Below are 12,933 nucleotides of genomic sequence, written 5' to 3'. Positions count from 1 at the left end.
AAATTTGGGAACGAAAAAGAGAAAATCACTGTTAATAAAATCATAAAAACATTGAGTGTAAAAGCAAAAAAGCATCTTGGTCAACATTTTTTGACGGATGAAAACATCGCAAGAAAAATAGTAGAAGGTCTTAGTTTTGAGGGCTACAAAAACGTAATGGAAGTTGGCCCCGGAATGGGCGTTCTTACCAAGTATCTTTTGGAGAAAGACCAGCATATTTACCTTGCAGAAATAGATAAAGAATCTATTGAATATCTTAAAAATAACTATTCTAAAGTAACGGAAGAAACTTTTGTAGGGGATTTTCTAAAACAGGATTTCGCATTTACGAACGGAGAACAGATCGCCATTATCGGGAACTTTCCTTATAATATATCGTCCCAGATTTTGTTTCAAATCATAGATCATTATGAGCTGGTTCCGGAGATGGTGGGGATGTTCCAGAAGGAGGTGGCAGAAAGAACTGCTGCTGTTCCAAGGACCAAAGACTATGGCATCTTGTCTGTTCTCATCCAGGCTTATTATGATACGCAATACTTATTTACAGTTCATGAAAATGTCTTTAATCCGCCGCCAAAGGTAAAATCCGGAGTAATAAGAATTACAAGAAACCCGAAGGAAGGCCTTGCCGGAAATGAGGTTTTATTTAAACAAATTGTAAAAGCCGGATTCAATCAAAGGAGGAAAAAGCTTTCCAATGCCCTGAAAATTTTAAATATCCCTGAAGCTTTGAAAACTCATGAATTTATGGATAAAAGAGCTGAAGAATTGAGTGTTGCAGATTTTATTACCTTTACGCAGTTATGGTTTGAACACAAGGATAACTAACTTTCATACGAATTCACAGTATCATTTTTAAATGTTTTGGCTAAAGCCAATTTGAATGTTTTAAACTTGAAAAAGGGCTAAAGCCCTTTCCTATTGAAAGAAATTATTATTTTTTAAATTATTTAGCTTCAAGTTATAATAAACTTCTCATTTGCAATCAAAAATTTAAATACAAAAAAGGCCCTTCAATTTCTTGAAAGGCCTTTGTTTTTGCATTATCGAATTTAAATTATTCTCTGTTCTTAAGCATAATCCATCCGGACTGGCTCATGTTTGCTTTTGATTTTGGATACTGGAAGTTGAATTTATACCAGTATGTTGCGGTTGGCAATCTCTTACCTCCTACTGTTCCGTCCCAGATCGGTGTATCTTTTGTAAATCTGAACATTTCAGATCCGTATCTGTCATAAACAGATCCTGTGAAGTTATTGAACTTACCTAAAGATGTAAGGTCTAATACATCATTGATACCATCCTGATTCGGAGTGATAATATTCGAAATATGAAGCGTAAAGAACTCCAGTGCACCCACACAGCTGGTACCTACTGTTCTTACCTGTATTTCATACGTTGTATTATTCAGCAAGCCTGTGAAAACATTTGAAGGCTGCCATGAAATACCTCCGTCTACAGAATATTCTACTGTTTGCGGAATATTGTTGATCATAGGAACTTCTGCCGTAATTGTTAAGGTATTATTACTGTAGTCCACATTCGATACATACGGAGATGCAGCACCTAAAACGTGAGCGGTGAATGTTTTTTCACAATATCCATTTTTGATTGTTACCGTATAAATTCCCAATTCGTTTACATTGATAGTCTGGGTAACCTCACCTGTACTCCACAGATAAGAATAATTAGGACCTGCTCCTGCATCAAGAGTTACTCTGTCTCCTATACACATTTCAACGTCTCTTAACGGAGATGTAAGCTCAGGAACCACTTCTACCGTAATAGATGCCGGCTGTAGAGATTTACATCCTTTCGGACCTAATGAATATACTGTGAAGGTAGTTGTATTAAAAACTGTTGCAGACTGTGTATTCCCTGTTCCCGGGAAATTACCCCACTCATAAGTAGCACCGCCTGTTGCAGTAAAGTCTACGGTTTCTCCCGGACATACTTTTAATTTTGATGCAACGAGATTAACGGTAGGGGTAGCTTCTTTTAATAATTTTAATTCAATCATTTTGCTGCAGAAGCCACCGTTGGAAACTACTACATAAAGGATCTGCCCGTCATTACCCGTGTAATGTAAAACATCCTGAATATAATCACCATTCTGTGCTAAAGCATCTGCCTGATCTTCATAAAAATAAAACACTGCACCCGGAGTTGTACTGATAGACGGCATTGCATCCGTAAGATCAAACCATGTAACATCCGTAGTTGTACATAAAAGCAGTGATGCATCTACAGCTGCAGGTGTTGTACCGCCGTTTATTTTAATATTTGCTTTACCCGGACAAGGATTTCCAGGGAAACTCACCTGAATTTCATAATTACCCGGCTGTGTAGCTGTAATAGTAGGTGTGGTCGCTCCCTGAATGGCAACACCATTGTAGAACCACTGGTAGGTCATGTTAGGGTCACTTACGGAAGCTGTAATCACCTGAGGAACATTATCACAAACATTAATTTCTTCCGGCAAAGTAGCTCCCGAAGGGTCTAATAATTCTACACCGATGTTAAAAGATCCACCTTCCAGGAAAACAGCAGAATCATAGCTGCTGTCAATAGCATCAGCCAAAACCATTTTAAAGTGATAAGACTGTCCCGGTATTACAGTAGCCGTAGCCTGTAACGGAACGGTTTTACCATTAAAGTTTGTTTCTATAGCACCAGTATTGTATCCACCGAAAAACGCTACATTGGGTGCTCCACATCCCATATCAAATCCCGTAAAGCTATTTTGCGGGTGAATGTTGGTAACACTTACTGGTCCTGTACCCGGAGCCGGTACAATTGCCATGTTTACGTAAGGCCCTCCTGCTGTTGGCTTCAACAATAAAGCAAAAGCATCAGAGAAGCTGCATGGAAACGATCCTGTATATTCCTCAGAAGCAAAAAGATAATTAAATTTTACCTGAGAAGATGTAGGTACGAAATCAAATTCCAGAATTACAGCATCATTAAGAGTGGCCGTAGGATTAGTAGCTGCTACAAGATCCGGATCACTTCCTGTCGACAAATCGTCACCAAGTGTATTTGCAATATATGAATTCCCTGCCTTATTTGCATATCCTGTAGTAAGTACAATCCCATCCTTAAAAGGAAAATTGGTGGTTCCTTTGTGGAAATATCCCCAAGATCTGTTGGCATCACTTGCAGGCAGATTTGGCGTTACCTGAACATTGGATACATTGGGTGTCACACATGAATTGGTTCCCGAAGAGATTAGTACGTCTTTTACCAACTGTAAAGGTGTGTATGCAGAAGGAGCATAACCAGGGTCATTAACATCAATAAAGGTACCCGCTTTCATAGATAAAGCCGAGGGTGTTTCTTTCTGAGGTTTTCTGGGTGTAACAGTTTGGGAAAAGAGACTCGACGAGGAGGCTAAAAAAAATGAAAACAATAGTAGATGTCTCTTCATAATAAGTTTGTTTTAACAAATTTAATTTTTTTTTAAATAAACTACACACATATTTAACATTTTTCTATAAAAAAAACAAAAAACCTCTCATATGAAAGGTTTTAATTTGTTTATAATTATTTATATAATTAATTTCTATTTTTCAACAGGATCCAGCCGCTTCGGAGCTCCAGTTTTTTGGATGCAGGATGCTCCCACTGCACACGATACCAGTACGTAGTCGTAGGAAGATTGAGGCTGTTTCTTAGTCTTCCGTTCCATACTGTTTCTGTTTTGCTTGCTTTAAATACCTCCTGCCCGTATCTGTCGAAGATTGAAGCCGCAAAATTATTGTATTTGCTTATTCCTGTAAAGTCTACCGTATCATTGATGCCATCATCATTCGGTGTAATGGCATTGCTGATAATAAATGTAAAATATTCCAGTGTTGTACCACATTTTGCATCTTTTACCTTTACCATAAGATTATAGCTGGTATTATCCATGACATTGTAGAAAATATTGGAACTCTGCCATGTAAGCCCTCCGTCAATAGAATATTCTAGTGTTCCATTGGTAGGGTTGGTTGCTGTGAGTGTAAGAACGTGATTTTCATAGGTCACATTTGTAAACTGAGGCAGCGCAGGATTTATTAACTGCGCGGTAAATACCTTAGAACAGGTTCCGTTGCTTATGGTTACGGAATAAGTTCCCGGCGTGTTTACAGAAATGGTCTGTGTAGTTGCGCCTGTATTCCAAAGGTAAGTATAGTTTGGCCCAGGACCTGCATCCAGAGTTCCGAAATCTCCGGCACACACATACACATCCTGTAATGTAGAAACAATGGCAGGTACTACTTGAATACTTATACAAGTAGGAGTAGCTACTTTACAACCATTTCCTCCCAAAGCATAAACGCAATATGTTGTATCGGCAGTAGGCGAAACAATCTGGGTATTTCCGTTTCCGGGCAGCCCTACCCATTCGTAGGTAACTCCCCCTGAAGCCGTTAAGGTGACTGATTCACCAACACATATTTTAGATTTTGAAGCTGCTAATACAGCAACCGGCGGTCCTACAATAATAGTAACGGTAGCAGGTGTCGCGGAAACACATCCGTTTGCACCTACTGCAAAAACCGTATAGGTAGTAGTAACTGTTGGAGAAACCACCTGCGTATTTCCGTTCCCCGGAAGTCCCACCCAGTTATAGCTAGCCCCTCCGGAAGCCGTTAAAGTAACAGATTCTCCCGGGCAGATTTGCAGTACAGTAGATGTTACTGTAGCTACCGGAAGTGTTGTATTTTGCGTTACCGTTACGTTTGCGGTATAAGAACAGCTTAGATTTCCAGGCTGGTTTACATTGGTTACTGTAAGAGTGTATACTCCTCCTGCGTTTACTACAGGGTTTAAAGTATTAGCTCCTGAGACAATATTTCCTCCTCCCGTAGTTGTCCACGCAATAGTAGAGCCCGCAGGCACTACTGATCCCGAAGCATTCAGTGTTACCTGTGGTGTTGTACAGGTAATCTGCTGTGGAGGTGCAATCGTTAAAGTAGTTTGCGGTGTTGCATTCAATTGTAATGTAACAACATATCTACATCCGCCATTGGAAACTAAAACATAAATAGTCTGTCCTCCCGCACTGTTAAATGTTGTAGGAGTAGGAATTGTATTCGTATTTCCTGCGTTGGCATCAGCCAGATTTAAGTAATAGGCAAAAGTAACTCCTGTAGCGGAAGTGATTTGTGGTTCAGCTTCTGTTAAGTTATAATTAATTCCACCGGTCTGATAACATTTAAATAAGGTGGCATTTTGTGCCGTGAAAGGCTGGGAAACCTGAATAGTAATCGTCGCCGGATTTTGAGAAACACACCCGTTTGCTCCTACAGCTGTCACGGTGTAAGTTGTGGTAGTGGTAGGGGAAACAGTTTGTGTATTTCCTGTTCCCGGCAGACCAACCCAGTTATATGTAGTACCTCCCGAAGCCGTTAATGTAACAGACTCTCCGGAACATATCTGAATTTTAGATGCAGTTAAACCTGTCGTAGGCGGTGCACTGTCTCCGGTTACGGTAACGTTTGCGGTTGCTGTACAGGTAAGGTTTCCTGGCTGATAGGTATTTGAAATCGTTAATGTATAGGTTCCTGCCAAGCTTACAACAGGATTTAAAGTATTCGCTCCCGAAACAATATTTCCGTTTGCAGTCGTCCAGCTGAAAGTAGATCCTGCCGGATAAACTGAAGTAGTTGCATCTAAGGTAATCTGTGAATTGGTACATGTTAAAATACCTGGCGGAGCAATGTTAGCCGTCATTTGTGGAGCTTTTACCAACTGGAGCTGCGCCACTTTTGAACAAAACCCGCTTTTAACCAAAACATAGATCGTCTGTCCCGCACTTGAAAATGTAGTAGGGGCAGCAATGGTATTCCCGTTTCCAGCCAAAGCGTCTGCCTGATTGACATAGTAAGCAAATGTAGCTCCCGGCGTTGTACTTATCGAAGTTTGAGCTGATGTTAAATTAAACGTAGCATTTCCCTGGGTATAGCAGGCGGTAAGTGTGGCATTCTGTACGGTAGGTGATGTCCCGCCAACTATTGTGACGCTCGCTGTTCCCGGACATGTATTTCCCGGTAAAAATACCTGAACCGTGTATACACCCGGCTGAGTAGCTGTATAAGAAGCATTGGTAGCTCCAGGAATTGGAGCATTATTAAACAGCCACTGATAGGTAGCTCCTCCACCCTGCACAGAGGCTGTTAATATCTGCGGTGCATTATCACAAACGTTAATAGAAGAAGGCAGCGCAACACCTGCAGGATTTAAAATTTCAACCCCTATATCAAAAGACCCGGCTTCCAGAAAAACTCCGGAATCAAAGCTTGAATCCTGATAATCTGCCAATACCATTTTAAAATGATACGTCTGCCCCGGAATTACGGTAGAACTAGCCGTTAAAGGTATTGTACGTCCATTGAAATTGGTTTCAATGGTAGGATTATTTATCCCTGCAAAATACTGAACATTTTTTGGACCGCAGGGAAGACTTGCAGGAATAATATTGGTAACACTTACAGGTCCGGCTCCACCCGGAAGAACGGCAAGGTTCGTATAATTAGGATCTCCTACTTTTTTTAACAATAGGGCAAAACCATCTGTAATATTACAGGTAAAATTACCCTGATATTCTTTGGATGCAAATATATATCTGAAGGTTACTTTAGTAGAAGCAGGCACAAAATCGAACTCAATATAGGTAGCATCTCTTAATTCCGCATTTGAAACTCCCAAAGCCGTTGCAAGATCTACATCTCCTCCACTTCCTAAGGGATCACTAAGTGTTCCCTGAAAATCGTTTCCGGTCTTTCTTGCATAACCTGTAGTTAGAACAATACCTTTAGCAAAAGGAAAATTAGTAGTTGCTTTATTGAAATATCCCCAGCTTCTGTTTGGGTCGGTAACTGCTAAATTAGGAGAAACCACAACGTTGCTTACATTCGCAGAAGAGCAGGCAGATCCGCCGCTGATAAGCACATCTTTTACCAATTGGGTAATACTGAAATTTGTTTCCGGATAACCTGGCGCATTTACATCAATAAAAGCTCCTGCCTTCAGGCTTTGAGCCGAAGGTTTTTGTACTGCTACTTTACTCTGTCTGTCCTGAGCAAACGTGAAGCCGTACGTAAGAACCAAAAATAAAGTCAAAAATAAACTTCTCGTCCTCCTATTTAACATTTTATATTATTTTAAACAAAAATACTATTTTTTTTGATTGAAATTCAATTCAGGTTAAATTACATTATCATCAATACAACTGTTATTATTTTAAACTATCAATTTAAAACTTGTTTAAAACAAAAAAAAGACCGACAAATTGCCGGTCTTTTCTTATATATTATTAAATATTTTATTCAAAATTCTTTAGTAAAATCCAACCTGTTTTTATCGCAGGCTTTTTGCTTGCAGGATCTTCGAAACTTACCTGATACCAGTAAGATGAAGTAGGAAGACGTTTTCCCTGGAAATATCCGTCCCAATAAGGCTGAAGACCGCTTGCTTTATACACCTCTCTTCCGTAACGGTCGAAGATGGAAGCTTTGAAATCTTTGTATTTAAGAACTCCCCTAAGGTCAATAATATCATTGATATTATCCCCGTTTGGAGTAATAACGTTCTGCATCACAAATGTGAAGTATTCCAGGAATCCTACGCAGCTTGTATTCTTTACTCTTACTCTGATAGAAATTACAGTATTTCTCGGAACATTGGAGAACACATTAGAATTCTGCCATGTAAGTCCGTTGTCGATTGAATATTCTAAAGCTCCGTTACTTGGGTTGCTCGCGGTAAGAACCATAGTATCGTTTTCATTATAATTCACATTGATAATTTCAGGAATAATAGCCTGGATAACCTGAGTAGTAAATACTTTTGTACAAACCCCGTTGTTGATCGTTACAGAATAAGTTCCCGGTGTACCTACACTGATTGTCTGTGTAAGATCACCTGTATTCCATGTATAATGGTAATTAGGGCCTGTTCCTGCGTCAAGGGTAATCACGTCTCCTACGCAGATCATACCTCCGGAAAGAGATGATGTAATAGCTGGAACCACTTCTATGGTAATTGAAGCCGGCTGAAGAGATCTACATCCCTGAGCTCCGATAGCATATACGGAATACGTTGTGGTCTGAGTCGGGGAAACCGTTTGTGTCGGTCCTGTTCCGGTCATTCCTACCCACTCGTATGTTGTTCCGTTGGAAGCCGTTAAGGTTGTGGATTCACCTGCACAGATTCTTACTTTTGTTGCTGCAAGCTGCGCTACCGGTGTTGCTTCTTTTCTTAGAGTTAAAGTAACCATTTTGCTACAGAAAGCACCGTTTGAAACCACTACATATAAAATCTGCCCGTCTGTACCGTTGTATGATGAAAGAAGAGTAGGATTAATATAGTTATTATTTTGAGCAATCGCATCAGCCTGGTTAATATAATAACGTACAATAGCCGTTGTAGAAGAAGTAATCATCGGCGTTGCAGTATTCAGGTCGAATGTTGAAACGGATGGCGTTGTACAAAGCTTCAATGTCGCGTTCTGTGCCGGAGGTGTTGTACCGCCAACAATGGTAACACTTGCATTCTGACACTCTGTACCGCCTACATAAGTTCTTACAACATATACACCCGGCTGAGTTGCCGTATAGGTAGCACTTGTAGCACCCGGAATAGCAACATTATCTTTAAACCACTGGAACGTCATACCAGGCACAGAAGCAATCTGAGCCTTTAAAAGTTGTGGTGTATTATCACACATATTCACATTGGTGATAGGATTTCCATTACCGTCAACGATTGTCATCCCGATATCAAATGATCCTCCTTCAAGGAAAACAGCAGAGTCAAAACCTGAATCGGAAGCATCTGCCAATACCATTTTAAAATGATAAGTCTGCCCCGGAATTACAGTAGCTTTTGCCTGTAAAGGAATTGTTCTTCCATTAAAGTTTGTTTGAATATTGGGAGTAGGATTTATCCCTGCAAAAAAGGTTTCATTGATAGGACCGCACGAAAAGCCGTTTCCTGCAGGAACGATATTTGTTACACTTACAGGTGTTCCGTTAGGAAGAATTGCCATATTAGTATAGGTAGGATCTCCTACTTTTTTAAGCAATAAGGCAAATCCGTCGGAATATACTCCACATGGAAAATCGCTGGTGTACTCTTCTGAAGCGAAGATATAGTTAAATTTAACTTCCGTACTGTTTGGAACGAAATCAAACTCAATAAATACAGCATCTTTCAAAGCTGCCAGAGGGTTAATTGCAGCTACTAAATCCGGATCACTTACGGTAGATCCCGCTACTGGATCACCTAATCCTCCCTCATCTACGTTACCCGCTCTTCTGGCTTTACCTGTAACAAGCACGACCCCGTCCGTAAAAGGAAAAGCAGTAGTACCTTTATGAAAATACCCCCATGCTCTCTCCGTATCGGTAACCGGTTGGTTTGGTGAAACCGTTACATTAGTTACATTCGCTACTGCACAGCTGGAACCTCCCGAAATAAGGATATTTTTCACAAGCTGTTCAATATTATAACTGGATGGTGTGTATGTTGATGCATTTACATCAATAAACACACCTGCCTTAGATCCGGTAGCTGGTTTCTCTGTTGAAACTCTTTTCATCGTTTTTTTCTGCCCGAAAACACAACCAGAAACTAATACCAGAACTAGTAAAAAAAGGTAGTTTTTTAATCTATAATTTAACATTTTGTAGTTGTTTGTTCAAAAATACTATTTTTTTAAATTAAAATTGAATATAAATAGCAGGAATTCACACCAATAATTTAATTTATTTCGAATTTTATCAAAACAAAGATATTATATCTAAAAAAATAAAAAAGACTAATAAAAATTATTAGTCCCTTTTTATTGATATCAATAATATATCTATAAATTATTAATATTAATTAACTTAAATAGAAAAAATTTACTCTTTCCTAAGCTCATCAATTTTATTTTGCAGCTCTTCTATTTTATCTTTTAAAGCTTTTATTTCATTTTTATTGGAGCTTACATTACTTTTCAGCATTACAGTTTTGGCGCGTTCGCTGTGGATTTCTTCATCTTCATCCTCGTTGATCTCCTCAATATCTTCCTGAATATCTTCAATATCTTCATTAATTTCTTCAATATCCTCGCTGATCTCTTCTATGTCTTCACTGATCTCTTCAATATCTTCCTGGATGTCTTCAATATCTTCCTGGATATCTTCAATTTTTTCGTGACTTTTATTCACCGACATCTGGATAAAAATGGCCAGATAAATTGCCTCCAGAGAAACCACTGTTGTAAGGATGAGCAGCATTTTATCAAACTCAACGATATGCAGCAGCGGCAGCAAAAATGAGATCATGAAGAATAAAGTATGGGCAATCAATGAAGGTATAGAGCCTATCCACCATGTGATTCCGTTTGCAATTCTTTCTAAAACTTCAGATTTTTCAGTGTCTTTTTTCATTGTGTTTCTATTTATAATAGTTCTTTGGTAACTCCCAGTCCGAACAGTGCAAAATCATACTTTGCCGGATCTTTTTCATCAAATTTTCTTATCACTAAGTCAAACTCTTCCACTGTTTTCCAGTCGTTTTGTGTCCTTGAAATGAGCCCAAGTTTTCTGGAAATATTTCCTGTATGTACATCCAGCGGAATGGAGAGGTGTTTCTGATCAATAGTTTCCCAGATACCAAAATCCACGCCACGCTTGTCTTTCCTTACCATCCACCGCAGAAACATGATGATTCTTTTAGTGGAAGAATTTTTATAAGGTGAGCTCACATGCTTATGGCTTCTGTGTTTTTCGGAGCCCAAAAAATTGTTTCTGAACCTTTCAATAGCGTGGGAAAAATTGATTTCCGGATCATTTACTTTAAATAAATCCTCAAGGCTTTCATTTTCCTTATAAATACGGTTAAACTGTTTGATAAAATAGGTAAAATCCTCCCCGTTGAACGTTCTGTGAATGCTTTTATCCTGTATATCTTTTAAGTCTTTTTCGGAATAATTTAATATAAAATCATACGGAGAATTCCCCATAATGTCCAGCATTTTTTCTGCTGATTTTATGATCGCCTTTCTGTTTCCCCATGAGATGGTTGCCGCAAGAAATCCCGCAATCTCAATATCTTGCTTTATGGAAAACCGATGCGGAATCTGTATCGGGTCATTTTCTATAAATTCAGGACGATTGTACTGATCAGCCTTTTCATCTAAGAAGATTTTTAATTCTTCAAACTTCAACATACATTATTTAGATTTTTACAGGCTCTAATGCCTTCGGTAAAAACGTATTCGGGAAAATCTCTCTGGCTTCATCCGTGAATACGGTAAGATCTCCATATCTGTTAGAAAAATGTCCCAGAATAAGTTTTCCTACCTCTGCTTTTTGAGCAATCATTGCTGCTTCAAGAGCCGTTGTATGACCTGTATAATCTGCCATTTCCTTCAGATCATGCAAAAAGGTAGATTCGTGATATAAAACCGTTACATTTTTAATAATAGGGATTACACTTTCCAGATATCTTGTATCACTGCAGAACGCGTAAGAAACGGAAGGCGCAGGATCCACAGTAAGAACTTCATTTTTAAGAACATACCCATCGCTTAAAACAAAGTCTTTTCCAGCCTTAATATTATGATAATCACAGGTTTCTATTTCACTGTATTTTGCGATTTCCTTCATGTTCAGGTGCCTGTCTTTCGGTTTTTCCTTAAATAAATAACCGTTGCAGTAAATCCTGTGATCCAAAGGGATGGTATACACCTCTACCCTGTTATCCTCATAGATTTTTTCGGAAACATCTTTATCCAGCTCATGATAAACCACTTCAAAACCACGATGTGTTTCTGTAATGGTGAAAATGGTTTCCAGCATGTTTTTAATCCCTTTCGGCCCGTAAACATGCAGCGGGGTTTCTCTTCCCAACAGCCTGAAAGACGCAATAAGCCCCGGCAATCCAAAACAGTGGTCACCATGCAGATGCGAGATAAAAATATGGTTAATCTTAGAAAATTTTGCTTTTGCTTTTCTCAGCTGAACCTGCGTACCTTCCCCGCAATCAATCAGAAAATGTCTCTCCTCCATTTCCAGCAATTGTGAAGTGGGAGAAGAATTGATCGTAGGAATCGCTGAATTAAAGCCTAATATCGTTAAATATGTACTCAAAACAATAGTTTATTATCTTGGCAAATGTACGGAATTAGGTTAAGATTAAGGTTTAGACTGAGATCAAAATTAGATATAAAAAAGGTTAAAATACATTTAAACTCATTCGAGTCTAATCTAAACCTTAACCTCAATCCAAATATTATTCTTTTACTTTTAAAAAGTTCAAAAACAGATCTAAAGCCTGCTTTCTATGGCTGATTTTGTTTTTATCTTCAGGGTTCATCTCTGCAAATGTTTTGTCATACCCTTCCGGCACGAAAATCGGGTCATAACCAAATCCTTTGAACCCTTTGTTTTCAGTTAGTAAATTTCCGTGGACTCTTCCGTCAAAATATTTTGCACCATTTTCATCGTAATAGCATAGAACCGTTATAAAATAAGCCTTTCTGTTTTCGATACCGTTCATTTCGCTTAAAACTTTTTCAATATTTTTCGCAAAATCGTGGTCACCGGCATAGCGTGCAGAGAAAATCCCGGGTCTCCCGTCCAAAGCTTCCACTACAAGGCCACTGTCATCACCAAGGCTTGGAATTCCTGTTTTTTCGAAGCAGTATTTAGCTTTTATCAAAGCATTAGCGTTAAAAGAATCACCATCTTCTATAATTTCTTCATGAATATTGTAATCTGTAAGGCTTTTTACCAGAAATTCATTTCCTAAAATCTGCTGGATCTCTTCTTTTTTATGAATGTTGTGAGTGGCTACAAGTAATTCCATTCTTTAAATTTATTTTTTTAAAATTTTATAAACCTAACAGGTTTTTGAGCGTTAAAAAATTTACTCAAATTAATAATTATCAAAAAA

The 12,933-nt window shown here is 38.7% G+C and carries 8 protein-coding genes; 1 reads left to right on the top strand and 7 read right to left on the bottom strand.

Translation table 11 applies throughout. The features are described from left to right. The first annotated feature begins 51 nt into the window (after positions 1-51). Positions 52-828, top strand: a complete 777-nt coding sequence (gene rsmA, locus H560_RS0100970) for a 16S rRNA (adenine(1518)-N(6)/adenine(1519)-N(6))-dimethyltransferase RsmA (RefSeq protein ID WP_027378303.1) — start codon at positions 52-54, stop codon at positions 826-828. 229 nt (positions 829-1,057) lie between these two features. Here rsmA and H560_RS0100965 read toward each other — a convergent pair whose 3' ends face one another. The 7 genes from H560_RS0100965 to rdgB all read right to left on the bottom strand — a co-directional run bounded on the left by H560_RS0100965 (position 1,058) and on the right by rdgB (position 12,846). Next, positions 1,058-3,427 carry a T9SS C-terminal target domain-containing protein gene (locus H560_RS0100965; protein ID WP_027378302.1) on the bottom strand — a complete coding sequence of 790 codons (2,370 nt, stop codon included), beginning with the start codon at positions 3,425-3,427 and terminating at the stop codon, positions 1,058-1,060. A gap of 128 nt (positions 3,428-3,555) precedes the next feature. After that, a complete protein-coding gene (locus H560_RS0100960) occupies positions 3,556-7,140 on the bottom strand; it encodes a choice-of-anchor L domain-containing protein (RefSeq protein ID WP_027378301.1) in 3,585 nt (1,194 codons plus the stop codon). Positions 7,141-7,312: 172 nt separating this feature from the next. Then, positions 7,313-9,589 (bottom strand): choice-of-anchor L domain-containing protein, encoded by a 2,277-nt coding sequence (locus H560_RS0100955; RefSeq protein ID WP_228372394.1) that lies wholly within the window; start codon positions 9,587-9,589, stop codon positions 7,313-7,315. A gap of 304 nt (positions 9,590-9,893) precedes the next feature. Then, positions 9,894-10,424: a DUF1003 domain-containing protein gene (locus H560_RS0100950; protein WP_027378299.1), complete on the bottom strand. Its 531-nt coding sequence runs from the start codon at positions 10,422-10,424 to the stop codon at positions 9,894-9,896. Between the two features lie 11 nt (positions 10,425-10,435). Next, complete coding sequence (locus H560_RS0100945) at positions 10,436-11,206, bottom strand: TIGR02757 family protein (protein WP_027378298.1); 771 nt, start codon at positions 11,204-11,206, stop codon at positions 10,436-10,438. Between the two features lie 7 nt (positions 11,207-11,213). Further along, positions 11,214-12,128 carry a ribonuclease Z gene (locus H560_RS0100940; protein WP_027378297.1) on the bottom strand — a complete coding sequence of 305 codons (915 nt, stop codon included), beginning with the start codon at positions 12,126-12,128 and terminating at the stop codon, positions 11,214-11,216. A gap of 142 nt (positions 12,129-12,270) precedes the next feature. Next, positions 12,271-12,846: an RdgB/HAM1 family non-canonical purine NTP pyrophosphatase gene (rdgB, locus tag H560_RS0100935; RefSeq protein ID WP_027378296.1), complete on the bottom strand. Its 576-nt coding sequence runs from the start codon at positions 12,844-12,846 to the stop codon at positions 12,271-12,273. Positions 12,847-12,933 lie beyond the last annotated feature (87 nt).

Source organism: Chryseobacterium daeguense DSM 19388, from assembly GCF_000430825.1.
In the GTDB taxonomy this organism is placed as follows: Bacteria; Bacteroidota; Bacteroidia; order Flavobacteriales; family Weeksellaceae; genus Chryseobacterium; species Chryseobacterium daeguense.
This window is presented reverse-complemented; position numbering and strand designations above follow the sequence as displayed.